Annotated in this window: 23 protein-coding genes; 10 read left to right on the forward strand and 13 right to left on the reverse strand. The window is 43.4% G+C overall.

The genetic code is table 11. The features are described 5' to 3' along the window. Positions 1 to 99 precede the first annotated feature (99 nt). On the reverse strand, positions 100 to 984 hold the full coding sequence (locus Q0R52_RS17650; RefSeq protein WP_295796602.1) for a helix-turn-helix domain-containing protein: 885 nt from the start codon (positions 982 to 984) through the stop codon (positions 100 to 102). 112 nt (positions 985 to 1,096) lie between these two features. Here Q0R52_RS17650 and Q0R52_RS17655 point away from each other — a divergent pair, with 112 nt between their 5' ends. After that, positions 1,097 to 1,528 (forward strand): DoxX family protein, encoded by a 432-nt coding sequence (locus Q0R52_RS17655; RefSeq protein ID WP_295796604.1) that lies wholly within the window; start codon positions 1,097 to 1,099, stop codon positions 1,526 to 1,528. 6 nt (positions 1,529 to 1,534) lie between these two features. On the opposite strand, the gene Q0R52_RS17660 is transcribed toward Q0R52_RS17655, so the two are convergent. Beyond that, positions 1,535 to 3,202 carry a glycosyltransferase family 39 protein gene (locus Q0R52_RS17660; RefSeq protein ID WP_295796606.1) on the reverse strand — a complete coding sequence of 556 codons (1,668 nt, stop codon included), beginning with the start codon at positions 3,200 to 3,202 and terminating at the stop codon, positions 1,535 to 1,537. Positions 3,203 to 3,394: 192 nt separating this feature from the next. Here Q0R52_RS17660 and Q0R52_RS17665 point away from each other — a divergent pair, with 192 nt between their 5' ends. The 4 genes from Q0R52_RS17665 to Q0R52_RS17680 all read left to right on the forward strand — a co-directional run bounded on the left by Q0R52_RS17665 (position 3,395) and on the right by Q0R52_RS17680 (position 7,007). After that, on the forward strand, positions 3,395 to 4,261 hold the full coding sequence (locus Q0R52_RS17665) for an alpha/beta hydrolase-fold protein (RefSeq protein ID WP_295796608.1): 867 nt from the start codon (positions 3,395 to 3,397) through the stop codon (positions 4,259 to 4,261). An 89-nt stretch (positions 4,262 to 4,350) separates the two neighbouring features. Further along, positions 4,351 to 5,250, forward strand: coding sequence for an MBL fold metallo-hydrolase (locus Q0R52_RS17670; RefSeq protein WP_295796610.1), 900 nt, complete (start codon positions 4,351 to 4,353; stop codon positions 5,248 to 5,250). Positions 5,251 to 5,618: 368 nt separating this feature from the next. Next, positions 5,619 to 6,332 (forward strand): hypothetical protein, encoded by a 714-nt coding sequence (locus Q0R52_RS17675; protein WP_295796612.1) that lies wholly within the window; start codon positions 5,619 to 5,621, stop codon positions 6,330 to 6,332. A 315-nt stretch (positions 6,333 to 6,647) separates the two neighbouring features. After that, complete coding sequence (locus Q0R52_RS17680) at positions 6,648 to 7,007, forward strand: hypothetical protein (protein WP_295796614.1); 360 nt, start codon at positions 6,648 to 6,650, stop codon at positions 7,005 to 7,007. A gap of 147 nt (positions 7,008 to 7,154) precedes the next feature. Here the strand turns inward: Q0R52_RS17680 and Q0R52_RS17685 are convergent, their stop codons facing one another. From Q0R52_RS17685 to Q0R52_RS17710, 6 genes are all read right to left on the reverse strand, one after another. Further along, positions 7,155 to 8,558 (reverse strand): efflux transporter outer membrane subunit, encoded by a 1,404-nt coding sequence (locus tag Q0R52_RS17685; protein ID WP_295796615.1) that lies wholly within the window; start codon positions 8,556 to 8,558, stop codon positions 7,155 to 7,157. Positions 8,559 to 8,572: 14 nt separating this feature from the next. Next, positions 8,573 to 11,734 carry an efflux RND transporter permease subunit gene (locus tag Q0R52_RS17690; RefSeq protein ID WP_295796617.1) on the reverse strand — a complete coding sequence of 1,054 codons (3,162 nt, stop codon included), beginning with the start codon at positions 11,732 to 11,734 and terminating at the stop codon, positions 8,573 to 8,575. 113 nt (positions 11,735 to 11,847) lie between these two features. Beyond that, entirely contained in the window at positions 11,848 to 13,059 is a 1,212-nt protein-coding gene (locus Q0R52_RS17695) for an efflux RND transporter periplasmic adaptor subunit (RefSeq protein ID WP_295796620.1), read from the reverse strand. A 297-nt stretch (positions 13,060 to 13,356) separates the two neighbouring features. Continuing rightward, positions 13,357 to 14,481, reverse strand: a complete 1,125-nt coding sequence (locus Q0R52_RS17700; protein WP_295796622.1) for a Fic family protein — start codon at positions 14,479 to 14,481, stop codon at positions 13,357 to 13,359. A 262-nt stretch (positions 14,482 to 14,743) separates the two neighbouring features. Next, positions 14,744 to 15,505: a LytTR family DNA-binding domain-containing protein gene (locus Q0R52_RS17705; RefSeq protein ID WP_295796623.1), complete on the reverse strand. Its 762-nt coding sequence runs from the start codon at positions 15,503 to 15,505 to the stop codon at positions 14,744 to 14,746. Beyond that, complete coding sequence (locus Q0R52_RS17710) at positions 15,502 to 16,572, reverse strand: histidine kinase (RefSeq protein ID WP_295796625.1); 1,071 nt, start codon at positions 16,570 to 16,572, stop codon at positions 15,502 to 15,504. The genes Q0R52_RS17705 and Q0R52_RS17710 overlap by 4 nt, the downstream gene beginning before the upstream one ends. Positions 16,573 to 16,857: 285 nt before the next feature. Between Q0R52_RS17710 and Q0R52_RS17715 the strand changes: the two genes are divergently transcribed. Beyond that, on the forward strand, positions 16,858 to 19,080 hold the full coding sequence (locus tag Q0R52_RS17715) for an outer membrane beta-barrel protein (RefSeq protein WP_295796627.1): 2,223 nt from the start codon (positions 16,858 to 16,860) through the stop codon (positions 19,078 to 19,080). On the opposite strand, the gene Q0R52_RS17720 is transcribed toward Q0R52_RS17715, so the two are convergent. Beyond that, positions 19,077 to 19,241, reverse strand: a complete 165-nt coding sequence (locus Q0R52_RS17720; protein ID WP_295796629.1) for a hypothetical protein — start codon at positions 19,239 to 19,241, stop codon at positions 19,077 to 19,079. The two genes, Q0R52_RS17715 and Q0R52_RS17720, sit on opposite strands and share 4 nt — an antisense overlap. A gap of 76 nt (positions 19,242 to 19,317) precedes the next feature. Here Q0R52_RS17720 and Q0R52_RS17725 point away from each other — a divergent pair, with 76 nt between their 5' ends. Next, positions 19,318 to 19,722 (forward strand): hypothetical protein, encoded by a 405-nt coding sequence (locus Q0R52_RS17725; protein ID WP_295796631.1) that lies wholly within the window; start codon positions 19,318 to 19,320, stop codon positions 19,720 to 19,722. Positions 19,723 to 20,126: 404 nt separating this feature from the next. Here Q0R52_RS17725 and Q0R52_RS17730 read toward each other — a convergent pair whose 3' ends face one another. Continuing rightward, the gene (locus Q0R52_RS17730) at positions 20,127 to 20,402 is read right to left on the reverse strand and encodes a DUF1905 domain-containing protein (RefSeq protein ID WP_295796633.1); all 276 of its coding nucleotides are present in this window, start codon (positions 20,400 to 20,402) and stop codon (positions 20,127 to 20,129) included. Between the two features lie 220 nt (positions 20,403 to 20,622). Here Q0R52_RS17730 and Q0R52_RS17735 point away from each other — a divergent pair, with 220 nt between their 5' ends. Next, positions 20,623 to 21,303 (forward strand): GNAT family N-acetyltransferase, encoded by a 681-nt coding sequence (locus Q0R52_RS17735; RefSeq protein ID WP_295796635.1) that lies wholly within the window; start codon positions 20,623 to 20,625, stop codon positions 21,301 to 21,303. 115 nt (positions 21,304 to 21,418) lie between these two features. Here the strand turns inward: Q0R52_RS17735 and Q0R52_RS17740 are convergent, their stop codons facing one another. After that, a complete protein-coding gene (locus tag Q0R52_RS17740; RefSeq protein WP_295796636.1) occupies positions 21,419 to 22,819 on the reverse strand; it encodes an ATP-binding protein in 1,401 nt (466 codons plus the stop codon). A gap of 174 nt (positions 22,820 to 22,993) precedes the next feature. On the opposite strand from Q0R52_RS17740, the gene Q0R52_RS17745 reads away from it, so the two are divergent. Beyond that, positions 22,994 to 23,275: a GNAT family N-acetyltransferase gene (locus tag Q0R52_RS17745; protein WP_295796637.1), complete on the forward strand. Its 282-nt coding sequence runs from the start codon at positions 22,994 to 22,996 to the stop codon at positions 23,273 to 23,275. Positions 23,276 to 23,379: 104 nt separating this feature from the next. Further along, complete coding sequence (locus Q0R52_RS17750) at positions 23,380 to 24,012, forward strand: (4Fe-4S)-binding protein (protein WP_295796639.1); 633 nt, start codon at positions 23,380 to 23,382, stop codon at positions 24,010 to 24,012. Positions 24,013 to 24,235: 223 nt separating this feature from the next. Here the strand turns inward: Q0R52_RS17750 and Q0R52_RS17755 are convergent, their stop codons facing one another. Further along, positions 24,236 to 24,604, reverse strand: coding sequence for a hypothetical protein (locus tag Q0R52_RS17755; RefSeq protein ID WP_295796641.1), 369 nt, complete (start codon positions 24,602 to 24,604; stop codon positions 24,236 to 24,238). After that, positions 24,605 to 24,916: a hypothetical protein gene (locus Q0R52_RS17760; RefSeq protein WP_295796643.1), complete on the reverse strand. Its 312-nt coding sequence runs from the start codon at positions 24,914 to 24,916 to the stop codon at positions 24,605 to 24,607. Positions 24,917 to 25,145 lie beyond the last annotated feature (229 nt).

A 25,145-nucleotide genomic window follows, 5' to 3' on the forward strand; every position in this document is an offset into this window, starting at 1 on the left:
CAATCTATTTTCACCTGGTTATTAAGCATTACGCGGAAGGGAATTTAAACGATACACGGCAGCGTGAAAAAACATGTCAATGCCGGGTTGTACTTTATGTTAGTCCGCATTTAAACAATAACCCTTGCCATGCACATTGGTAATACTTACCGAAACGTCTTTTTCCAGCTTTTTACGCAGCTTTGAAACATACATGTCGAGGCTGCGGCCGGTTATTACACCATCATCCTCCCATCCTTCCTTAAGCAGCCGGTTGCGATCAATTACCTGGTTTAAATCGCTGGTAAATATGCTCAGTAGCTTTCCCTCTTTTGCGGTAAGTTCGGTGCTTTCATGATCACATAGCAGCAAATACTTGTCCGGGTAAAAACGATATTTTCCTATCGGGATGGATTTCGAATCAAGTGCGTCATCTGGTTTTACAGTTGCTACGGCCTTGTTTTGTTTTGATTTAGGCAGGACTTTCCAGGCAATAATAAATATCAAAACCGCAAGCACCAATAAACCGGTTACAATTAACAAAACACTATTCCAGCCATGCGTACCAGCCGTGGCAATAGCGGGTACCACCAGGATGTTAATGAAATAGTTTCGCTTAGGCAACGCCCTGCCTATACATGGAACTGTTCCTTTTATAATATCAGCTGTGGTAAAGCCATAAGCTGTTGCCTGACTTTCGGCTTCTGTCACCGTAAAAATAAATTCGGGCGGCGACTCCATTCTGCTCAAATTTCGCCCCACTATGACCACTAACGAATCGGGCATAAACGCAAACGGCTTCTCAAAATCTAGCCGGTAACTTCCGTCGTCGATTTTTTGCAGAGGGGGCACGCGGGATGTACGGTCGTTAACAGATAAAAGAAGCTCGTGCCCTATGCTGCGGAAAAGTATCCTTTGCCTGGCCTCATCTATTGGGTTATCCATTCCCTTACCCGCAAAAGGGCACAGCAGCGCCACAATAATCAACGGCTTTAGTAAATTCATAATCAGGAAAAAAATTTACAATTCGGTTTACAATTTTTTACAGTTGGTTGTATGCCTTTTAAAGGTAGTTGACTTAGCTTAGGTCTAAGTTATTCATTTTTAAAAACAATTTATGCTAAAAAAATTGCTGTCGTCAGATCCTATTTTAAAAAACTGGCAGGTTATTGCCAGGGTTATTACAGGTATTATTATCGCTAGATATGGTTTAGAGGTATTCAGCCATGATAAAATGAAAGGAAATGCCGACTGGCTTACCGAAATTCATTTTCCCGCACCTGTTTTTATGGCCTATGTTGGTAAAGCCACCGAACTTTTAGGCGGGATACTATTGGTCTTCGGCCTGGTCACAAGGTTTGCTTCTATTGCGCTGGTAGTAACTATGACTGTTGTAATATTTATTATGGGGAAGGGTAATATCTGGGGCGATGAACAGCTGCCTTTTTTATTGCTGCTGTTTTTTGTGAGTTTTATTCTTGGCGGTGCAGGCAAATGGAGTCTCGATTATTTGCTGTTCGATAAGAAAAGCCAGACTCAAAAACCATGAGGGTATTTACTCCACCTCAACTACCGACATTTCTTCCAGTTCCTTATCGCGTGTTTCTTTATTTATAAACTTAAAATTAAGCCGGGTTATCCAGTAACGCTTGAAGGTTGCCAGTGTGGTTATTTTTAAGCCTTTGGCCTTTAATGCCGGTAGTTCGGCAGCCTTTGCGTATAGTAAAAACGGCGTTAGGGGCAGGTTTGATTTGTCGATGGTAATTAGGGCAACGGGTTTGTTGTTATAAAATTCAAAGGGGGCAGTATTGTCGTCGTTTAATTCTGCAACGGGCAGGTTATGCTTGTTGTTGGCGTTTATCCAACTAGCAGCTTCGCTGCCCGCCTGGTATTTCATCAGTGAGGGATAGAACGAAAGGTTAAGATAAAGGCTAAAAATAAAAGTACAAAGCACCGTGCGTATGGTGATTTTTTGGTAGCCGGGCAAGCCGATAAAGGAATTATAAAATATAAGCATGGCCAACAGCATACCGAGTGTGGCTGCCGTGTACAGGCTAAATACACCAGGTCTGAAGAAATAATGCAGTGCAATTAACCCTAGCAGCATCAAGCTGATGATTACTTTTTGGGTAACTTCAATAGTAACGATGGTGTTTTTACTAGTTACATAATAAAGATACTGTGCCGTAATAATGGCAAAAAATGGATACACAATATTTAAATAATGCGGCAGCTGAAAACCCGACGCGGAAAATAAAATAAACGTTAAGAGGCCGCCGCTAACGCAAAACCACTCCTTTGTGTTGGATTGTTTTACCCCCTTTTTTATAAACTGGAACAATGCTGCAAAAAGCAGAAGCGACCATGGTAAAAATGCCCAAAGCGTAGTGTGTACAAAAAATGTAGGGTCGCCGGTGCCTTTTATGGGGCCAGTGTTAAAAAAACGGCCAAGCTGACTATCCCAAAAGAAAAATTTTATGCCCGATACGCCTTTGTGTCCAAATACAACCTTCTCGGGGTGCAGGTCGAATTGCTGGTTAAGGCACCAAAGCTCGGGTAATATAAATATCCCTATTAAAACACCTGCTATCAGCCATTTAAAGCTAAATAACTGCCTCCATTGCCTGGTTATGATCAAGTGGCCGGCTATTGCCCCGCCAATTGGCACCAGGGCAAACATGCCTTTGGTCATAACCGCCCCGGCGGTGAACAGGCAGGCCCACAATAATTGCCAGTAATTATTGCGGATATAAGCGTTATAAAAATGATAAACTGCAGCAATTATAAGCCCGGTTAAATAGGGCTCGGCATGCACATCGTTATTCGAAAGCACAATGTGCTGGGCGGTTAACAGTACAAGTACACTCCAAATAGCAATATCCCTATTGTAAAGGGTTTTGGCAAACAGCCAGGTGTACCGGGCGCCCATCATTAAAAATAAGATGCCCGGCAACTTATAAGCCCAGGTTGTAAAACCAAAGAGTTTGAATGAGAGGACAGTTATCCAAAAGGGGAAATGCGGTTTGTCGAGCCAATCGGCGCCATGGTAAAACAGCTGCACAAAATCGTTGTGCAGCACCATTGTTTTGGCTACTACAGCATAAACGGCAGCATCGGGCCCGGCAATGGGTATCAGCAGGCCACTGAAATTTACTAACACTGCTACACCCATAAAAAGGTAAAGCAACTGGTTCTCGGTTGATAATGAATTCTCGTCAGTCATTGTAAAAGGCTTATAAAGATAAAATATTTTAACTAAATCTGTTACAATAGGTTGCGATGGTATTTTAGGGAGAAGATAAGGGGTAAATCGGAAGGATTTAAGTTAAACCGTTATATCAACATTTTTACACTAAAACTGCCATGTTTAATAATATATCCCGATATTGAAGACACAAACCAATCGGCCTTAATTATGAAAAAATTATTTAACCGCATCGTACTGTTACTGTTGTTTTGCCCGTTTTTATCAATGGCACAAACCGGCAAAGTTTATGATAACCTTACTGTGCCCAGCAAAATATTAAAAAGCGACCGCAAATATGCCGTTTACCTGCCGCCTGGTTACGAAACATCCGAGCGCAGCTATCCAATATTATACCTGTTGCATGGCAGCGGCGACGACCAAACCGGCTGGGTTCAATTTGGCGAGGTGCTGAACATCACCGATAAAGCCATTGCTGATGGTATTGCCACCCCTATGATAATTATAATGCCCGATGCCAACACCGGTCGCCGCGGTTATTTCAACGATATTAAAGGCGACTGGAACTACGAAGATTTCTTTTTTAAAGAATTGGTGCCTTTTGTGGAGAAAAAGTACCGCGTAAAAAGCGAGAAACGTTTCCGCGCTATATCTGGCCTTTCAATGGGTGGCGGGGGCACCTTTATGTACGCCTTACACCATCCCGAAATGTTTTCGTCGGCTTGCCCGTTGAGTGCATCGGTAGGGTCATTAACGTTGGAGGATGCCCGTACGTCCATCACCAAAAACAACCCCGGTATTGCCGATTCGCTTATTGTGAAGTATTATAACGAGCATAGCATCCTGGCGCTGGTAAACAACATGCCCGACGCCCAGAAGAAAGCTGTGCGCTGGTTTATTGATGATGGCGACGACGATTTTTTATACGAAGGGAATTGCCTGGTGCACATAGCCATGCGTAAAAATGAAATCCCGCACGAGTTCCGCATCCGCGATGGTGCTCATACCTGGACTTACTGGCGCGCATCATTGCCAAATGTGCTGGAGTTTGTATCGCAGGCATTTCATCAATATTAACAACAACGGGCAACCGAAATATTAAAAACGACGTCATCATTAACAAACCAACTAATCTCTATTCAACTAACCTCTAATCTCTACCCACCATGGAACGCCGTCAATTTTTAAGAAACACCGCATTAACAGCAGGCTCGCTTGCATTGTTAGGCCGCAAGAGTTTTGCCGCCATGCTTGCCGACCCAACTTACCAGTTTAAGCCTTTGCGCAACAATGTAGGCATGTTTGCCGAGCAAGGTGGCACCATCGCTTGGCTGATAAACAAAGAAGGAATTGTTGTGGTAGACGCCGAATTTCCAGATCCGGCCAAACACCTGATAGCCGAATTGCAAAAACAATCAACCGTGCCCTTTGAATGGCTGATAAATACCCACCACCACGGCGACCATACCGGCGGTAATATTTCCTTTAAAGGTATTGTGAAAAATGTTGCCGCACATGCCAACTCACTGGCTAACCAAAAGGCCGTTGCCGAAAAAAATAATAAAGTAGACCAGCAGCTCTATCCCGATACCACTTTTACCGACACCTGGAAAGTCAAGGTAGGAGATGAACACATCAGCGCCCATTATTTCGGCACCGGGCATACCAACGGCGATGCGATGATCCATTTTGAAAACGCCAACATTGTGCATACCGGCGATTTGGTGTTTAACCGCCGTTACCCGTTTGTTGACAACAGCGCAGGCGCTTCGGTAAAACACTGGCCGATGGCTTTGGAACAGGCTACTAAAAAATTTGATAAAAATACAATGTTTGTTTTTGGTCATGCTTTCGACCCGCAAAAAGTAATCGGCACAATGGAAGATGTAAAGCTGATGCAGGACTTTATGGAAAAGTTGGAAGCCTATGTATCGGGCGCGGTTAAAGCAGGAAAAACCAAGGATGAGATAATGGCCGCTACTTCTATCCCTGGCGTAACCGAATGGCAGGGCGATGGCATACAGCGCGGTATACAATCGGCTTATGAAGAGCTGACGAAATCATAATTTGACACTAATAACACGAATTTAGGCGAATTACACGAATTGGGAGCCTAGCTTTTGCGGGTATAAACCCAATCGTCATTGCGAGGAACGAAGCAAACTCTACATAGGACATTCAGGGACGGAAATATTTGTGCAGTCCTAAAAGCGGCTGGTAGGTCGCCACAAAGTTTACGTTCCGTTGATTAGCATGTGAAGAGTTTGCTTCGTTCCTCGCAATGACGCATGTGGGGGCGCTGAGGATCCAAAAATTTTCGTGTATCTAATTCGTGTAATTCGCCTAAATTAGTGGCAATTAGTGATTATTGTGACTTTCGCACATTTCTAAAAATTGATTAGCTTTAGCTTTCGGCACCGTTAATTCAACACACATGAAACTATTACCAGCTATCCTGCTTTTGGCTTTTTTGACGCCTGCGAAAAACAATTCTACGTCAAAAGAAGTGTTAACCAGCATGTACAAAAAGTACCATGGCTCCTGGCACAAATCGTTAAAGTTTACCCAAACTACCGAACGTTTCAGGAACGATAGTTTAATAAATACCTCAACCTGGTACGAAACCATTGTGTATCCCGATTTGCTGCGGATTGATATCGGCACGGTAAATAGCCCTAATGGCATATTGTTCAGGCACGATTCAACTTACGTTTTCCGCGCCAATAAAATAGTAAGAGCGGAGAAGAACGAGAACGAGTTGATATTTTTCCTGGGTGGAATGTATTTTAAAACGTTCGACCAGGTGGTGGCCCATTTTGCCGAACTACACTATGACCTTTCAAAATTTCACGCCTCAATATGGAAAGGCAAACCTGTTTATGTGATTGGCGCCGATAAAGATGACGATAAAGTAAACCAGCTTTGGATTGACCAGGAAAAACTAGTGGCCGTACGTTTTTTAAAGTATGAAAAAGATACTAAAGAGGAAGGTACGTTTGAGCAGCAAGTGCCTGTAAAAAATGCATGGAGCGAAACCAAGTGCAGCTTTTATTTTAACGACAAGCTGCTGCAAACCGAAACCTACCGCGATTTAAAAGCAGATGAGCCCGTTGATATGAAGATTTTTGAGCCGGGCCTCATGAAGTAAACCGCTGATTTTTATGATTGCGCGGATTCCGTTGATTTAATTCGGCACAGTCTTTTTTTCCTTCCGTATGGCATCGATAAGCCACGCGCATTCCACCAGCGCTGCAATTACGCCGATGAATGACTGTAATCGGCCGATAAAACTTATATTATTCAGATAATTAGCGCTTTACAGTGTTTGCAGGCTGATTTTGGGCGTATGTCTATTACTATGCGGTTGTGGTCTATTTGGTTTTTTTAGTGTTTCAAGTTGTCGCACCTTTGAATTGTAAAACGATAACAAAAACATTCACATAACATTAAAAAGATTAAAGACATGAAAAATTCAATCAAATTGACCGCACTATTTTTATTAGCATCAGCAGGTTTATTCGCAGCAGTTCCCGCAAAAACAGTTAAAGCAGATGTGCCTTCGGTAACCATTTCAGCCCTTGCTTCTAACAAAGGCATAGCCGTTAAAGCTGCCGACTCAAAATCGATCGTAATGATTTACGACCAGGACAAAAACGTGTTACGCAAAGACGTACTTGCAGCCAACGGCTCAAAAGGATATGTGCTAAGCGGCCTTGACTACGGCGACTATACAATGGAAGTTACTACTGCCGGCCAGGTTGTTAAAAAGAACATCCATGTTTACAACGAAGACAAGACAAAAACCTTCATCGTACAAGAATAATAATTGATTAACCCAGTATAATTGAAGCACCGCTCCTGAAAAGGGCGGTGCTTTTTTTGACTAAGATTTTTTGGATTTGCAGGATTATGAGATTAATCGCCGACAGGTCGCCACGAGAATCCTAAATTCCAACCAATCCAAAAAATCTTAGTTAATGCCGCCACCAAGCGCCCGGTACAAATTAACCACCGCTTGTAATTGCTGCAGCCTGTCGTTAACAGCATCAAGTTGGGCAGCCAATAAGTTTTGCTCAGAGGTTAGCACATCGGTGTAGTTGGTTGCCGAGCTGTATCGTAGTAATTCCTGGGTATAATCAACGGCTTTGGTAAGGGCTGCTATTTGTTTGGTCCTGGCACCTCCCTTTTCGGTAGCGGTTTGGTAGGAATATAAAGCGTTTGATACTTCCTGCCCTGCAACCAGTAATGTTTGCTGGAAACCGTAAAGGGCTTCCATTTGCTGGGCCTGTGCCGTTTTTAACCGTGCTTTATTAATGCCCTGGTTAAATATGGGCTGGGTTAAACCAGCTGCAACGTTATAAAATATCGAGCCTACAAAAAAGTCTTTCAATTGCAGGTTTTGCCAGCCACCACTGGCTGTTATGGTTAACGACGGATAAAAATAGGTGCGCGCCAGGTTGGTGTTTTCAAATGCGCTATGGAAAGCATATTCAGCCTGCTGCACATCGGGACGGTTTTTTAACAGTTGCGATGGGATACCGGTTTGCAGGCTGTCAATCGTTTTCTGTTCATCAAGCTTTGTCCGGTTTAATGCACCAGATGGGCGGCCAACCAAAATATCGATGGCATTCTCCGTTTCGCGGATGCTGCGTTTTATATCAGGGATAGCAACTTCTGCGGCGTAGCGATTGGCCTCACTTTGCACAACAGCTGCCCCATTAACCACGGCGCCTTCTTTAAGCGCTTTCATGGTTTCTACGTCCTTAATGCGGTTTTTTAATGTAAGTGTGGTAATCTCCAGCTCCTTGTCAAGCGCAAGCAAGGTGTAGTAGTTGTTGGCAATATCGGCGATCAACTGGGTTTGCACAGCTCTTTTGGCTGCATCTGTTTGCAGCAGGTTGTTATAGGCTACCCGTTTGGCGCTGCTTAGCTTACCCCAAACATCGGCCTCCCACGACGTGGTTAAACCCAGTTGGTAAAGTGTACTTGAGGGGTTTACGCTGCCGGCTTGCAGGCCCAGGCTTGCACCTGATAACTTTGACCGCGTTGCGCTTGCGCCTGCACTTAAGCTGGGCAATAATGCTGCCTTGCTTTGCCCTAAAGCAGCCTGCGCCTCATTGATTTTTTGTATTGCTATTTTGAGGTTTAGGTTATTGTATAAACCCTCATGTATCAGTGCGTTCAAAACGGTATCCTTAAACAGGCGCTCCCACGGAATGCTTGCTATGGTTGCTGTGTCCGTTGTTTGCTGGCCGCGATATAGGTCACCGGTATTAAGCTGCGGCTGTTCGTAAGGTTTTGTGACCCTGCACGATAGCGCGATACTTAAAAAGGCAACTGTTAAAAATGTATATTTTATGGATGTTCTGTTCATCTGTACTTCAATAGTTAGTTTGCAGCCCCGGCTGCTGCATCTTCTTCGTCTTCTTTAAGCTGGCGTAAACGGCGCGGTTCGCTAATTTTCTCTTGTATGGTTTGGAAAATCATAAACAATACAGGGATGGCAAATAATCCAAAAAGGGTACCGATAAACATACCCCCGACAGCGCCGGTACCAATGGAACGGTTGCCGATAGCGCCAGCCCCGGTAGAAAACATCAGCGGCATGATACCGAATATAAACGCAAAGGACGTCATCAAAATCGGCCTTAAACGGGCTTCAGCGCCTTCAATGGCTGCTTGTAGTATCGGCATGCCGGCACGCCTGCGCTCAAGCGCAAACTCAACTATCAGGATAGCGTTTTTCGACAGCAGGCCTATGAGCATAATGAGCGATATCTGTACGTAAATATTACTATCGATACCGGCAATTTTTGCGAAAATATACGTACCCGATAAGCCTATAGGTAATGACAGTAACACAGCCAGCGGCAATATGTAACTTTCGTATTGCGCGCTTAGCAAAAAGTACACAAACACAAGGCACAGTATAAATATGTAAACCGACTGCGTGCCGCTGGATATTTCCTCACGGGTTAAACCCGAAAATTCATAGCCGTAACCGGCAGGCAGCTTTTCCGCAGCAACCGCTTTTATAGCATTGATAGCATCACCCGAGCTGTAGCCGGGATTTGGCAACCCGGTAACAGATACCGCAGTAAATAAATTAAAGCGGGATATTGATTCGGGCCCGAAAACTTTTGTCAGGCTGATAAATTCCGTGATGGGTGCCATGGTACCGCTGGCATTGCGTACAAATATTTTGTTAAGCCCTTCGGGATTGGTGCGGTACGAATAATCGGCCTGTACCATTACACGGTACTGCTTGCCAAATTGGTTAAAGTTGGACGCATACAAACCGCCATAATAGCCCTGTAAGGTATTTATTACCGAGGTAACTTCGATACCCGCCTCTTTACATTTGGCCACGTTTACATCAACCTGGAATTGTGGAAAATTTGGATTGAACGAGGTGTTGGTGTTCTGAATTTCTTTGCGTTTGCCAAGAGCTGCCAGGAAATCAGTCATAACTTTGTATATCTCGGCAGAAGTGTGGCCGCCTTTGTCTTCCAATTGAAATTCAAAGCCGCCGCCCTGGCCAAAGCCTTGTATGGTTGGCGGCGAAAAAATAAACATGGAGGCACCGTGAATATTAGCGATTTTGGCATAGAGCTGGCCGATAACTTTCTTTATGTCATCATTTTTCCGCTGATCCCATTTCTTCAGCTTCACAATGTCCATGCTATAGGCGCTGCCGCTGCCGCCGGTAAAGCTAAATCCAATAATTTGGAGTGTGTTTAATACCGAAGGGATTGAGTGCGCAGCGCTGTCTACCTGCCTGGTTATGGCGCTGGTGCGTTCCATGCCCGAGGCGGGCGGCAAAGTAATACTCACGAAAATGGTTCCCTGGTCCTCGCTGGGTACAAAGCTGGAGGGCGTTGTTTTTATCAGGAAAGTAAGCAATACGCCAAAGAACACAATGGCAACTATCACCACCCATTTTTTGGCAGCCAGCCATGTTACCGATTTTTCGTACTTTTTAGTAACGGTAAAAAACGCCTTATCAAACCGGGAGTAAAAAAAGTTAAAAAAACGTTTCTTCTTATGCTCTTCATTATGCGGTTTTAAAAATATGGCACATAGTGCGGGGCTCAGCGTTAACGCGTTAACCGCCGATAGCAGGATGGCCACCGCCAGCGTAATGCCGAACTGTTTGTAAAATACACCCGTTGACCCGGAAATGAAGGTAACCGGTAAAAACACCGCCGACATTACCAGCGTAATTGAAATAATTGCGCCTGAGATTTCTTTCATCGCATCAACTGATGCTTTGCGTGCACTTTTATAGCCTTTATCCAACTTGGCGTGCACAGCCTCGACAACAACAATTGCATCATCCACCACGATACCGATAGCCAGCACCATTGCAAAAAGTGTAAGCAGGTTAATGGTGAAGCCAAACAGATCTAAAAAGAAAAATGTACCTACAATAGCCACCGGCACGGCAATAGCAGGAATTAGTGTCGAACGGAAATCCTGCAGGAAAACGAATACCACTATAAACACCAGTATAAATGCTTCTATAAGTGTGCTGATAACCTTTTCGATAGAGGCGTTCAGGTATTCATTAGCGTCAACCAGGTAAGTTAATTTTATTCCCTTGGGGAATGATTCCTGGGCTGTTTCCAGTATTTTTTTGGTGTTGTTGATTACATCGCGCGCATTGGAGCCCGATGCCTGGGTAATGCCTACACCGATGGATGGCAAGCCGTTTGTTTTTAAGATGGCCGAATAATCCAACGCGCCCAGCTCGATGCGGGCAACATCTTTTAAGCGCAGCAACTGGCCTTTGCCAACAGATTTGATAATAATATCGCCAAATTGCTGGGTGGTTTTAAGCCTGCCGGTGTATTTTATCACGTATTGAAACGATTCTTTGCTGTTTTCGCCAAACTTACCGGGCGCGGCCTCAATATTTTGTTCGTTCAGGGCCTGGGTAACGTCATCAGGTACCAGGCTATAGCTGGCCATAACGTCCGGTTTTAGCCAAATACGCATAGAGTATTCCTTTTGCGTAAATATCTGCGTGTTACCCACGCCGTTTACCCGCTGAATGGCAGGCACAAGGTTTATCTGGCAATAGTTTTGCAAAAAGGTATCGTCGTAATCCTTGTTTTCGCTGTATAGCGAGAATATAAGAAGGTTACTATTCTGGCTTTTAGCAACTGTAACCCCTGCCTGCGTTACTACCTGTGGCAAAAGGCTCACCGCCCTTGATACCCGGTTCTGCACGTTAACCGCAGCCAGGTCGGGATTGGTTCCTACTTTAAAGAAAATAGTTATTTGTGCCGAGCCATCGTTACCTGCCGATGAGGTCATGTAGGTCATGTTCTCTACACCATTAATCTGCTCCTCCAGCGGAACGATAACGCTTTTCAAAACAACATCCGCATTGGCGCCGCTGTAGTTGGTAGATACAAATACTGTCGGCGGCGCAATATTGGGGTATTGGGATATCGGCAGGTTAATTAAACCTATCACCCCCAAAATAACCAGTAATACCGATATCACCGTGGAAAGTACCGGCCGCTCTATGAATTTTTTTAACATGTTTATTTTCTATGTAGAGACGCAATACTTGCGTCTCAGGATATTTATGTATTGGGGCATTTTATCGTCCGGGCAAATGTATTTAGAGACGCAAGTGTTGCGTCCCTACAGGACTATTTTAAATCTTTAAAAACCACGTCTGGGCTTACTTCAACGGGTTTAATTTCAGTCCCGTCTTTTAAGTTAGTTGCTCCTTCGGCAATAATTTTATCGCCGCCTTTTATTCCGCCGGTAACCACATAAAACTGGCCGGGGGTATTATCCATAGTAGTGATGGCCACGTTTTTAACCTTATTTTGGTTGTCTATTACATAAACAAAACGTTTGTCCTGCAATTCGTAAGTAACGTTCTGCGGCACCAAAATGGCTGATTTTAATAAAACGGGCATACGGACAGTCGCGCTGCTGCCAGTGCGTAAAAGTCCCCTGGGGTTTACAAATGCAGCTCTGAAATTAGCCGATCCGGTGCTTGTATTGATTAGTCCGTTTACAGTTTCCACCTTGCCGTTGTGGTCGTAAGTAGTACCGTCAGGTAACAGGAGCGAAACTTTTGGAAGATTGTTCAATTTTGATTTGAGCGTTGTGCCCGTGCTGTCCCTGCTGATATCCAGCAGTTGTTTTTCGTTAATGGCGAAATATGCATAAACCGTTGCTGTGTTGTAAACGGTGGTCAATGGATCGACGGTGGCGCTGCTTACCAGGCTACCCAGTTTGTAGGGCAGCGAACCTATAACGCCATCAACCGGGCTGGTAATGGTTGTATAACCCAGGTTAACTTTAGCATTGGCAAATGCCGCCTTGGCCTGCGCCAATGCAGCCTGCTTGGTTTGCAATGTATTTTGTGCCGATTCAAGCTCATAATGGCTAATGATGTCTTTCTCAACCAATGGCTTTACCTTGTTTACCTGTAAATTGGCGGTGTTAACGTCGGCCTGTGCGGTTTGTATGCCGGCTTCGGCGGTGCGCACATCCTGCTCGTATTGAGGGGCTTTAATTTTGAAAAGTAATTGACCCTTTTTAACCAGGGTGCCTTCATCTACATAAATACCCTCTACAAAGCCGTCAACCTTTGGCCGGATCTCGATGTTTTGCAGGCCCTGAATGCTGGCCGGATAGTCGGTATTTAAAGTGGCTTCGCGCGGTTGCAGGGTAACCGTTTTATAGCTTTGTGCCTGCTGAGGGCCACCTGCACCGTTTGCTTGTTTACCCTTTTCGCCACACGACGTTAAAAGCAACGAAAAGCCGGCAATTACCAGTGCAGGTTTTAATAACCGGGTAAAAGAACGACCTGTAAAAAAAGAAATTATATTATTAATTGTGTTCATGAGCGTGGTAGAAAATAGGGGAGTTAAAAAGCCCGCAAATATAGCAGCATTATTTTAGTAGATGTTGGACATAAGTATTAATTGATGAATGCTTAATATTTACCTTTTAAAAGGGGATTTATTATAGTTGCCGGTTAATCAGGCGCAAACATATTTTTATTTGGGCGGAGTGAAAATAATTTCAATCCAAAGGGCATTTTATTAAACCGAATGCCCTTTTGTTTAAACAATGATACTTGTGTATGACGCGCGAGAGGGGATTGTGTTACAAAGAATGTAGTCTTTTGGACTATTCTATTACCTGAAAAGATTTAAATATTCTTCAAAAACATAAATTTTACCCCTTTGCCCGCCGGTTGTTTCTATGAATATTCCGAGGCGTTCCATATCCCTTGCTAGTTTATAGGCAGATGCTGCCGACAAATCTGCTGCCTTGCCTATAACTGCCGTATTTATTATTGGCTTTTGAAACAAATGATGCACTACTTTTTGGGCGTTTGCCGCCCTGCTGCCCAGCGTATTTATTTTTAACTCGATTGTTTTTTGCAATTGCAGTATTTTATCAAATGTTTCAATTCCCTTGGTTGCAGTTTCGATTATCCCCACTAAAAAAAACTTAAACCAATGGTTGATATCATTGCGTTCGCGAATGTTCATCAAATTATCAAAGTAATTACTCCGGTTTTTCTCGAAAAAATCCGACAGATATAAGATAGGTTGATTTAAAATGCCTTTTGAAACCAAATACAAGGTGATAAACAAACGCCCAATCCTTCCATTACCATCTAAAAACGGGTGGATGGTTTCAAACTGGTAATGTATCAGCGCTATTTTAAGCAGCTCCGGAAAATAGGCGGTTTCGTTATGGGCAAATTTTTCCAAATCACTCATTAATTCTGCAATGCTGGTATGTACAGGCGGAATAAACTTGGCATCATTTATGGTTGCGCCACCAATCCAGTTTTGGCTCGTCCTGAAATTGCCGGGATGCTTTTGCTCGCCCCTTGAACCTTTTAACAATACCTTGTGTGTGTCTTTAATTAAACGCGATGAAAACGGTAAATGCTGCAAACGCTCAACTCCGTAATTCATGGCGCTGATATAATTTTGCACCTCAATCCAATCATCCACACGGTTTGAAGCAATATCCTCCTTTTCCATCATTGCATCGGCAATGTTAGTTTTGGTGCCTTCAATCTTGCTGGATTGTGTGGCCTCTTTTGCAACATGCATCTGGATAAACATATCCAGGTTTGGAACATATTTCGAATACATATCCAACCGCCCGATTTGCCTGTCAGCAATACCCAAAAGATGGATGAGTTCCATATCATCCAACTTCCATACCTTATCAATCAAATTTGGCTGAAAGCTTTTGTAATATCCCTGGTTTATGTAAACACCTGCATCAAAGGTTTTCATTTGTTATTTTAGTTTTTTGAATTAAACTAAAATAAAGGTATAAATTATTTTAGATTTTATAAAAAAACTAAAATAAGAAGCGGAGCTTTTTTAGTTTACTAAAATAAGGAATAATACTATTTTAGATTTTACTGGAAAACTAAAATAAGGCTAGCCATTGTGTTAGGAAATTAAAATAAGAAATGGTGTTATTTTAGATTTTTCCAAAAAACTAAAATAAGAGATATTAACCCTTACAACTTTTACAACAACTCCAACCACCTTACACCCACTTACTTAAAAACTTACTAAACGCTTCTTTATACTGGTCGCCAACGGTGATGTTTATTTTGCCTATTTGCAGGGCATTGCGGGTAATAGAATTTATCTTATCCAACGAGACAATGAACGAGCGGTGTACCCGCATAAACCGTTTGGCCGGCAGTTTTTCTTCCAATGATTTCAAACTGGTTAATGACAGCACCGGCTTTTCGGCGCTTTGCAGCCATACTTTTACGTAGTCTTTTAGCCCTTCGATGTACAGTATGTCGCTGAGTGCTAAACGCACCAATTGGTACTCAACCTTTAAAAATAGATACTCGTCCTCAATACGTTCTTCAACTGCGGCAGCCGGCGCGGCTACGGCTGCTGGAACGGTATTTGATTTTTCTACAAGCTGGGCATAGGCCAACGCTTTATGGGCGGCATTTAAAAACTCCTCATAATTAAATGGCTTCAGCAGGTAATCAAGCGCATCAACCCGGTAACCCTCCAGGGCAAACTGGTTATAGGCTGTGGTAAAAATAATGCGGGGCTTGTTTGTTTTGCTGTTATCGAGCACCCGCGCCAATTCAATGCCGTTCAAATCGGGCATTTGTATATCTAAAAACAGCACGTCTATTTTTTGCGAGTGTATGGCCCGCAGCGCTTCAACCGCGCTTGAGTAGCGGCCAACCAAATTTAAAAATGGGGTTTGCTCAATAAACGAGCATACCAAGCCGAGCGCTAAGGGCTCGTCGTCAACAGCTATACAATTAATTGTCATGCCAGGTTAAGTGTTAGGTTAACTAAATATGCATTTTCGGTAGTGCTTTCGTTTATCAGCAAAGTATGTTTGCCGGGATACAATAAATCAAGCCGGCGCCGCGTGTTATTAAGCCCAATACCGCTGCCTTCCTCTAAGTTATTGTTTTGTTCCTTAATTATAGTGTTAACTACATTTAATTCAATAGTAGTGTCCTTTTGATTGACAATTATACTAATGTAGCTTGGTTGGGTAGCACTTACACCATGTTTAAAGGCGTTTTCAATAAATGGCAAAAATATCATCGGCGCAATACCCATATCTTTCAATGCAGCCGGTGTGCTGAAATCTATTTTAACCACATCGGTTAGGCGCAATTTCATCAGATCGATATAATCTTTTATAAAAGCGATCTCCTGGCTCAGTAATGTTGTGCTGTTTTGCGTATCATACAATACATACCGCATCATGCGCGATAGCTGGTGAATAGCTTTGCGTGATACTTCTGCATTAATATGCGTTAAGGCATAAATGTTATTAAGCGTATTGAAAAAGAAATGCGGGTTTATCTGTGCTTTAAGGAATGATAGTTCGGAGCTTACCCGTTCCTGCTCCATATCCTGGTGAAGTTGTTTATCTTTCTGCCATTTTTGTATGGCGGTTATACTGGTGCTGATACCTAATACCAGGGCCACATTGGCCAGCATCAAAAAGTCCCAATTGTGATCGCGGCCATGACCTTTTCTCGGTGGGCCGCTTTTATGAAAAGCTATATCCATCAGTCTGTGGATATGAAGCCATTCATCCACATAAATATTGAGCAACACAACTATAGCAACAACGCCGGTAATAATAAGAAAGTAAATGCTGGTTTTATTTTTTAATAGAATTTTTGGTACCAGTACAAACGAATTGATATAAAAGGCCACCACCAATAACCCTAAAATTATGCTTTGTTTTATCCAAAGCTGGTAGGGTACCGTAATATTCCAGTTAAGCGGCTGAAAAAAATATATCAAACCAAATACTCCCCATATTAATATGTGGATGATAAAGGTTATTATTTTACTTTTTGATTTTGGTATCATTATCCCTAAATTATTAAAAATCAAACGCTTATCACGATCAATTATAACAACAATATTACAAAGCAAAAGCACACAAACCCAATGAAAATCTATAAGCGCTCAAAACTTATCGACAACGGGGCAAAAACTACCGATAGAAGCCGGATTTTATAAACGGCTATAAAAATTCGGCTTTTATGGGTTAAAAATGGGATTTAGTCTACTCTTATTATGCCTCTGTCTATCCTGTTTTTTGGTGCCGTAGGTTTGTTATTTATTTGCGGCATCTAAAAAAGAAAACAAGATATGAAATCAATATACTTTTTTATTGCCGCACTGCTTTTAATAAGCGTTAACAGCTTTGCACAAACGGGCCGCGACGTACACGGAACGATAATAGACAGCACCAAGGCTACCCTGCCGGGCTCGAGCATTAAATTACTAACCGGGAAAGACAGCGTAAGTACAATCACCGACTCGAAAGGTGCTTTTGTTTTTAACGGCGTAAAGGCCACCCAGATTAGCCTGGTAATACAATCAATAGGGTACGAACCAAAACGTATACGGCTGACATTTGACAACACCAATAACCCGGTGTTTTTAAAGCCGATTATATTAAAGCCATCGACAACGATGTTAAATGGGGTTACGATAACCGAAGCAATCCCGGTAAAAATAAAAGAAGACACTGTTGAATTTAACGCGGCTGCATTCAAAGTACGTGACGGTGCACCTGTTGAGGACCTGATAAAAAAGATCCCGGGCGCCGATGTAGATAAGGATGGCAACATGACCTTCCGCGGAAAAAGCGTTACCAAAGTGCGCGTAAACGGCAAAGACTTTTTTGGCGGTGACTTAAAAACTGCCACCCAAAACCTACCGGCAGACGCTGTACAGAACGTACAAATGGTAAACGACTATGGCGACCAGGCCAACATGACCGGCATTAAAACCGGCGACCCGGAAACCATTCTGAATATCAACATAAAACCAAGCCGTAACCATGGCTACTTCGGCCAGGCAAGTGCCGGCGGCGGCCACGATCTGATACCCACCAAAGACGGTATTGGCGGTGGCGCCCGTTATATAGCACAGGCAAATTTGTTCAACTTTAACGATGCCCAGCAAATTGCTGTATTGGGTAACCTTAATAACACCAATACCAACCTGTTTAACGGCGGCGGTCCCGGCGGCAGGCAAGGCGGAGGCGGAGGCCCCCCGGGAGGTAATAGTAACCAAACGGGTATATCAATAAACCGTTCTATCGGTTTTAACTATCGCGATAGCTGGGGTAAAAAGATTACCGTGTACGGTAGCTACAGTTTCTCCGATAAGTCGACAAATACTATCAGCAGTACTATTCAGAATAACATATCGCTGGTTAACCCCAGCACCAACTCGCAAAACAGTGTTAAGGACGATGAAACCAAATTTCACCGTTTAAACTTTAACCTGGAGTGGAAACCTGATACCATTAACTATTTAAAGGTAAGCCCATCATACACTTATACGGGTCTTAATACTGACCAAACAGGCTCAAACCTTTTAACTAACGAGTCGGCCACGGTATCAAACTATAGCTTTAAATCGCTAAGCAACTCGTCGGCGCCTAATTATGGCATTAATGCATTGTATAACCACCGGTTTAACGGCCATGGCCGTAACTTCAGCATAAACATCGGTACGGGGCGCTCAACCAGCAGGGCTTATCAAAACCCGGTTTATACTAATATTGGTACAGCGATAAATGCACCGCTCGACCAGTTTATCAATACCAACAGCCATACCGATACTATCGGTACATCGCTTTCGTACATCGAGCCACTGGCGAGAAGGTCGTACCTGGAAGTTAATTACAACTTTCGCCGCAGCTATACCACTGCCGATAAACAAACCGATACACTGGTTACCAACAGCACACAAATAAACAATTACCCACTGTTAAGCAATAACTACAACTTTACGTTTATAACCAACCGTTTTGGTTTAAACTACCGTTTTGTAGAGAAGAAGTACAATTACGTTTTAGGTGTTACCGCGCAGCCGTCTGTTTTAAAAGGCTACTCGGTAACTACCGGGATGCCTACCAATTCAACGGCATTTAATGTGTCGCCAAACGCGCATTTTATTTATAACTTCTCGCGGTCGCAATCATTCAGCGCCAACTATAGCGGCTCAAGCAACCAGCCAAGTTTTTCGCAATTGCAGCCGGTTACTGATTTTTCCAGTGCATCATACCCTATTACAGGTAATCCGGAATTGAAGCCCGAGTATAACAACCGGGTAGATTTCAGGTACAATAACTTTAGTTTCGAAACAGGAAATATCTTCTTCAGTAATTTATCGTACACCGCAACCTCCAACAAAATTGTATCAAATACGGTGACGTACCCGGTAAATTACCCGCTTAACAGCAAACTGGCCGGTACTATTGAAACGCAATACCTGAATACCTCCGGTTATTCAGCTTTGCAAGGTTTCTTCGTATTCAACAAGCCTTGGGAAAAACGCAAGTATAACTTGTTTTAGCAGGGCAATGTTTCGTACATCAACAACGCATCATACATCACAAATATCGATGCAACTACGTTTGACCCAACTACTGAAAAAAATAATGCAAAAACCTGGGTAATAGCGCCGGCAGTACGTTTTAGGGTTGATATTACCGATATTATTGATGCTGAGGCCAATACCACTTATACCATTAACTCATCAAAAAATTCGATAAACCAGCCGGGTATTAACGACAATTTCCGCACCTGGCAATTGGGCCTTAACGGCAAAAATTACTTTTGGAAAAACTGGACGCTTAGCTATGACTATACCAAGATGCTATATTATGGTTATAAAGGCTCTACCAATCCCAACATATTTAACACCTATGTTGAGCGCAGGTTCCTGAAAGGTAATATGGCAACCATACGTGCCGGGGTTTACGATGTGTTTAATGAGAACACAGGCTACACCAGCACACAAAACGGAAACTTTGTGACTCAAACCAACGCTAATAAGCTTGGCAGGTACTACCTGTTAACATTCACTTATCGCTTCACCAAAATGGCGGGCAAAGCACCTAATATGGGGCCAGGTGGCCCGGGTGGTCCGCGAATGGGCGGCGGCCCTCCGGGTGGTGGCGGCTTTGGCGGCCCTCCGGGCGGCGGCGGACAATAAATTTTGCTGATAGAGCTAAGTTGAAAATGTATTCAATATAGCTCTATCGCTTGTTTACAAGGATTTTACATAAATTTTTTGTAACGATACCGTATAACTGTGCGTCATACAGGTATTCAGTAATAACGACCTTAATGATTTTAAATAATCATGAGAAAAGGTGCGGGAGGTGAGATACCCGGCCTGGATTTAGTTGATTGTTCCGGGTAATAGCGGGACTGATTTTAACATTACATGGCGTTCCGGGGTGAGATACGGAACGCCTTTCTTTATTTTTTGATTTCACCGATTCGGGATGATTGCACCGATTTGACACGATTCAGGGATTACCAGGATTTTCAGGATTGTTTTATTTTCAAATCTTCAAATCAACGCATCTTCAAATCGTATTCCCCATCCGCACATCAATCTATTCTCTCTTCTAAAACCACCGTTACGCTGTCGCCTTCTTTTTTATTGATGAGTTTTTGCATTTCTGCTTTTACCGGCAGTTTGTGCGTACCATCGCCTAAGGCCATAAAGGAACTGCGGAAAGGATGACCGTCGACTGTGCCGCGCACTTTAACTAAGCCGCGGGTTTTAAAAAACGAAACTGATTCAGGCCATATTACATAGGTCCAGCCGCCTTTGTTGGGGCTTTTTAACAGCATTGCTGTAAATTGTTCGTTTAGCGTACTCATGTTACTATAATTTAAAGTTAACAGATTGAACAATACAAACATACTTTCATTATGACACGAGAGTGAGTGGCATTAATGACAACGTGAGGTGGTTTAAATGACAATAATATGATGGGTAAATGTCCATTGAAATTCTTTGGTGTAATTGGTAATTTAATAGCTTTGCCGCCGCCAGTTATACTTTGATGCATCAAAAGCATCTTATTAAAATGCGGTTATAATGAAACACCTGCTTGATAATCCTGCCTGGAATGCGCTGCACTCCGGAAATTCCCAATTCGCTGTCGGTACCGGTAATGTGAAATATTTTCAGCCGGATGTTTCGCCATTTGCCGCGCTGAATGAAAATACAGTTGAAAACCTGCAGGCGCTTTATGACATGGCCCCGCCGCGGGCTTTTTTTGGTGTGATTTCACCGGTTGAAATAACTATCCCCGAAAGCTGGCGACTAATTGAACGTATGGATTGCCTGCAAATGGTGTGCGAAACGCCCGCCCGGCAGGTAGATAAGAAACAGGAATTTGTCCCTTTAACCGAAGAACACGTGCCCGCAATGCTCGCGCTTACTAAATTGACCAATCCCGGCCCGTTTGCACAAAGAACCATAGAGTACGGGCATTACCGCGGAATTTTTGAGGGCGGGGAACTGGTGGCTATGGCGGGCCAGCGTTTAAACCCAAAACCCTATGCCGAGGTAAGCGCCGTATGCACCCATCCCAACCATGTTGGCAAAGGTTATGCTGCCCGGTTAATTATGTACCAGGTGGAGCGCATAAAGGCAGCCGGCGAAATTCCTTTTCTGCATGTGTTATCGAAAAATGAAAGGGCGATAAATCTTTACCACTCGCTTGGGTTTGAAACCAGGACGGGGATATTTTTTTACGTGATTAAGAAAGGGTAATCGCAGATTGTAGAGACGCAATATTTTGCGTCTCCCGTAGCTATAAAAAAGAAAAAATCCGAAATCGAAAACGGCGCAGCCCTCAACGGAGTTAATTCGACATCCGAAATCAAAATCACCCATTTATCGGAAAACACACCACGAACTCCGTATGCCCCGGTACCGAGCTGACTTTTATCGACCCGTTATGCTGGTTTACAATCCGTTGTACTACTTCTAACCCCATACCTGTGCCTTTTCCCATCTCTTTGGTGGTAAAGAACGGGTCGAACACCCTTGAACGTATTTCTTCGGGGATGCCGGGGCCATCATCGATGATGCTGACGCGAACAAACTCTTTATCTTTTTCGGTTTTGATGGTTAATGTGCCTTTGCCGTTTTGGTCCATGGCGTCAAAAGCATTGTCAATCAGGTTGGTCCAAACCTGGTTTAGTTCGCCAATCAGGGCTTTTACAGGTGGCAGGGTAAAATCGAAATCTTCAACAAGCGTGATATTACCTTTCTTTTTACGGTAGCCCAGCATGGTTAGTGTATTGCGGATACCGATGTGTATATCGGCGTATTGTTTATCGGCCCCGCGGTCCATATGGGTAAAGGTTTTAACTGATTTTACCAGCTCGGCAATACGGCGTGCCGACTCCTGGATATCTTCCACCATTTTTTCGGTAACCAGCAGGGTATTTATCCACCCAAAAACCGGCGATAAAAAAGCATCCGGGATGTTTTTTTTAAAGTTTTCGAGATCGGCCACCTTAAAGTTAAAATCGACAAACGTTTCGGCCATATCATAAGCATCTTCTATGTCGAGCCTATCCAGCCAATCTGCAATTTCTTCTTCGCGCTTGGTTTTTTCTTTCAATGAAAGCCTGGGCCGGTCTGTTTCGGCAAGTACGCGAAATAATTCATCATTAACGATGTCAACCTGCATGCTATCCATTTTAATAGCCGTAAGCTTTTTAAACGTCTCCGGCTCAAGGCGCAGGTGCTCGCGTAATGACACAGAGTCGCGTACAATGGCTGATGCCGGGTTGTTAAGCTCGTGTGTTAAACCGGCTGATAGCTTGCCCAAGGCCATCATTTTTTCGTTCTGTTGCATAAAGGCGGTGAACTCGCGCACCCGGTTGCTCATCACATGCACCAACGCCTGCGTAAGCTCAAAGTGGTCCTTTATCATTTCCCGGATCCGTTCGGTTGGGAAGGTAAGAATGCGCGCTTCGTTCCGCACTTTCATGTAAACGCTTGAAGTTTTGCCACGCGAGTAGGGCAGGTAACCGGTAATTACCCCGGCGCCAAAAATTCCCAGTTCGCGTTTGCTGTTACTTTGCGATACAAATGCTGCGAACTCGCCGCTAATTATAAAATGGGGGCCAACCATCGGATCCCCGGGTTTTACAAATAGAGTCCCTTCAGGCAAAACCCGTTCTTCACAAGTATCTATCAGCCATTGCAGTTGCTCATCGGGAACGCTTGCCAATGCTTCGAATGTTCTGAGGGTATTTATGGTAATGGGTTCCATGATAGTTAATCAGAGATTAGAGACTGGAGATTAGTTGTAAAGCCCGAATGTAAATCATTCCTGATAAAAAAACTAATTAGGGTGCGTGTTGGAGGTTTATCCACACAAATAATTATGCTATTTTTACAAAGCGGACAGAAACTAATCTCTGGTCTCCAACCTCTGATCACTAATATGCAGGTACAAAACAAAAACGACGGTAAACGCGGCGCATTCTTTATAGAAGACAATGGAAAGGAAGTTGCCCTGATGCACTATATTTTTTCGGGACCGGACAAGTTTATTATTGACCATACTGAAGTTGACGAAGCCTACGAAGGCAAAGGCCTGGGCAAACAACTGGTAAGGGCCGGGGTTGAATATGCCCGCGAGCACAAGATGAAGATTTTACCCTATTGCCCCTTCGCCAAAAAGATATTTGAGTTAACGCCCGAGTTTGGGGATGTGGTTTTTTAGTTCATAGTTGATCCCGCACATGCGGGATGGTTCATAGCCGGAAAGGTTGTGATAGAAAAGTTCATAGTTGATGGTTCATAGTTTATAGTAGAAAGGAATAAAGGATGGAATACATATTAGCCAACCCGGTGGCTGCCAGCATTGGCACCGAAAAATTTAAATGCACAGTTGTGTGGCGCAATGGTAAGTTTATCTCGGACGAGCCGGAAATTGCCGGGGGAAAAGACCTTGGGCCCGATCCTTATACCTTATTACTGTCGTCGCTGGGGTGTTGTACGCTGGCAACGCTGCGCATGTATATCGACCGTAAAGGCTGGGATATCCCGCAGATTGCAGTTGCAGTTAATATGTATTTTAAATTGGAAGGCGATAAAAAGATAACCGTGATTGACCGCGACCTGAATTTCTTAACCCCGGTTACTGATGAACAGCGTGAACGCTTAACCCAAATTGCCAAAGTTTGCCCGGTATCAAAAATACTGGAAGGCGAAATTCAGGTACGCACCTTTGCCTACACCGGCACCGAAGTAGAAAACACACATAGCTATACCAACGGCGAAATCACCGTTGAATGGCGGCCAGAACTTTGTAAGCATGCTGCCCGTTGCGCTACTCAATTACCACAGGTATTTAACCCTGCTGCCAAACCATGGGTAAATATGGATGGGGCTACAAGTAAGGAAATTGCTGAGCAGGTGGCTAGGTGCCCGACAGGAGCGTTAAAGATTAGAGATTAGTTGATTAGAGATTGGAGATTTGGAGAAATGGATCAATCTCTCCTTTTCATTCTGAGCGACAGCGAAGAATCTTATTCAATCGATACGTATGCGTCATTCAAGTCGCTTCAATACCTTTGTGTAGTAAATGTCGCATGCAGAAGATTTTTCGCTGCGCTCAAGAGATAGTTCTTCACTGCCGTTCAGAATGACAAATTTGCGCGTTCAACTAATCTCTAATTAACTAACCTCTAATCTCTGCCACCGGCCTATTCATCACCCTATAAAAAAAAATTCCCCCAACAATGTAAAGCCCAACATCAACCCAATCGCCGGTATAGGTTTTGGACAGCCAGGGCAGCAACACTTCAAATACCAGCGATACATATACTGTAATAAACACCACGTGCCATTTAGATAGGGTATAAAAATTATTTTTAAATACAACAACCCGCTGAAAGCAAAGGGCAATGGTGGCAATTACAGGGATGGCAAATACATCGGTAATGTAGCCATTAATATAAGGAATGGGGTGATGCAGCTTCCTGGTAGCAAATACCCAAAGCCAAACAACACAGCCGGTTATAAACCATCTGTTGAGCAGGGTTTTCATTTAGCCCGGTATAAGGCTTATCAGTACGATGATGATGGTTACCACAACAAAAAAAAGTATCTGCAGATAAATGCCAAACCAACGGAATGCACTTATCGATCTTTTTAAAAAACGTTTAACAAGGCCATCGCCCGGGCGGATGTAAAGAAACCCACTTTCTTTCAATGCTTCCTGCCGGGCTTTTCGTTCAACTCCGCGCGAAAATTGGTGTGTTTCTAAAAAGCCATTGCAATTAATGCACCTGTCATCAAGGCCACCTTCCCATAAAGTCCATTTACCGCAATGCGGGCATTTAATTTCTCTCTGGCTCATTAGTTCAATATGGGGCAAATATAAAGAATATGGCAGGCCTTACGCAATGTAAAGCTTACCGGATTTTGTAAAATAAAAAAGGACAGCCAATGGGGCCGTCCTTCAAATTTCTTAAGCGGTTTTTATATCTTATTATTTCGCTGTCCTTTTAGCAGGAACTAACGGTAAAATGATAACTGCTAACAGGGCAACAACTTCTAATACAACTAACATGGGTCTAATTTTAAGT

It is taken from the genome of Mucilaginibacter sp., assembly GCF_025359345.1.
In the GTDB taxonomy this organism is placed as follows: Bacteria; Bacteroidota; Bacteroidia; order Sphingobacteriales; family Sphingobacteriaceae; genus Mucilaginibacter.

Excerpts from the sequence above, each read along its gene's own strand:
- Q0R52_RS17680 (WP_295796614.1), top strand. The coding sequence starts at position 6,648 with ATGAAAAATTCAATCAAATTGACCGCACTATTTTTATTAGCATCAGCA.
- Q0R52_RS17710 (WP_295796625.1), bottom strand. The coding sequence starts at position 16,572 with ATGATACCAAAATCAAAAAGTAAAATAATAACCTTTATCATCCACATA.
- Q0R52_RS17750 (WP_295796639.1), top strand. The coding sequence starts at position 23,380 with ATGGAATACATATTAGCCAACCCGGTGGCTGCCAGCATTGGCACCGAA.
- Q0R52_RS17705 (WP_295796623.1), bottom strand. The coding sequence starts at position 15,505 with ATGACAATTAATTGTATAGCTGTTGACGACGAGCCCTTAGCGCTCGGC.
- Q0R52_RS17755 (WP_295796641.1), bottom strand. The coding sequence starts at position 24,604 with ATGAAAACCCTGCTCAACAGATGGTTTATAACCGGCTGTGTTGTTTGG.
- Q0R52_RS17745 (WP_295796637.1), top strand. The coding sequence starts at position 22,994 with ATGCAGGTACAAAACAAAAACGACGGTAAACGCGGCGCATTCTTTATA.
- Q0R52_RS17715 (WP_295796627.1), top strand. The coding sequence starts at position 16,858 with ATGAAATCAATATACTTTTTTATTGCCGCACTGCTTTTAATAAGCGTT.
- Q0R52_RS17695 (WP_295796620.1), bottom strand. The coding sequence starts at position 13,059 with ATGAACACAATTAATAATATAATTTCTTTTTTTACAGGTCGTTCTTTT.
- Q0R52_RS17730 (WP_295796633.1), bottom strand. The coding sequence starts at position 20,402 with ATGAGTACGCTAAACGAACAATTTACAGCAATGCTGTTAAAAAGCCCC.
- Q0R52_RS17760 (WP_295796643.1), bottom strand. The coding sequence starts at position 24,916 with ATGAGCCAGAGAGAAATTAAATGCCCGCATTGCGGTAAATGGACTTTA.
- Q0R52_RS17670 (WP_295796610.1), top strand. The coding sequence starts at position 4,351 with ATGGAACGCCGTCAATTTTTAAGAAACACCGCATTAACAGCAGGCTCG.
- Q0R52_RS17700 (WP_295796622.1), bottom strand. The coding sequence starts at position 14,481 with ATGAAAACCTTTGATGCAGGTGTTTACATAAACCAGGGATATTACAAA.
- Q0R52_RS17665 (WP_295796608.1), top strand. The coding sequence starts at position 3,395 with ATGAAAAAATTATTTAACCGCATCGTACTGTTACTGTTGTTTTGCCCG.
- Q0R52_RS17675 (WP_295796612.1), top strand. The coding sequence starts at position 5,619 with ATGAAACTATTACCAGCTATCCTGCTTTTGGCTTTTTTGACGCCTGCG.
- Q0R52_RS17650 (WP_295796602.1), bottom strand. The coding sequence starts at position 984 with ATGAATTTACTAAAGCCGTTGATTATTGTGGCGCTGCTGTGCCCTTTT.
- Q0R52_RS17655 (WP_295796604.1), top strand. The coding sequence starts at position 1,097 with ATGCTAAAAAAATTGCTGTCGTCAGATCCTATTTTAAAAAACTGGCAG.
- Q0R52_RS17685 (WP_295796615.1), bottom strand. The coding sequence starts at position 8,558 with ATGAACAGAACATCCATAAAATATACATTTTTAACAGTTGCCTTTTTA.
- Q0R52_RS17735 (WP_295796635.1), top strand. The coding sequence starts at position 20,623 with ATGAAACACCTGCTTGATAATCCTGCCTGGAATGCGCTGCACTCCGGA.
- Q0R52_RS17740 (WP_295796636.1), bottom strand. The coding sequence starts at position 22,819 with ATGGAACCCATTACCATAAATACCCTCAGAACATTCGAAGCATTGGCA.
- Q0R52_RS17660 (WP_295796606.1), bottom strand. The coding sequence starts at position 3,202 with ATGACTGACGAGAATTCATTATCAACCGAGAACCAGTTGCTTTACCTT.
- Q0R52_RS17690 (WP_295796617.1), bottom strand. The coding sequence starts at position 11,734 with ATGTTAAAAAAATTCATAGAGCGGCCGGTACTTTCCACGGTGATATCG.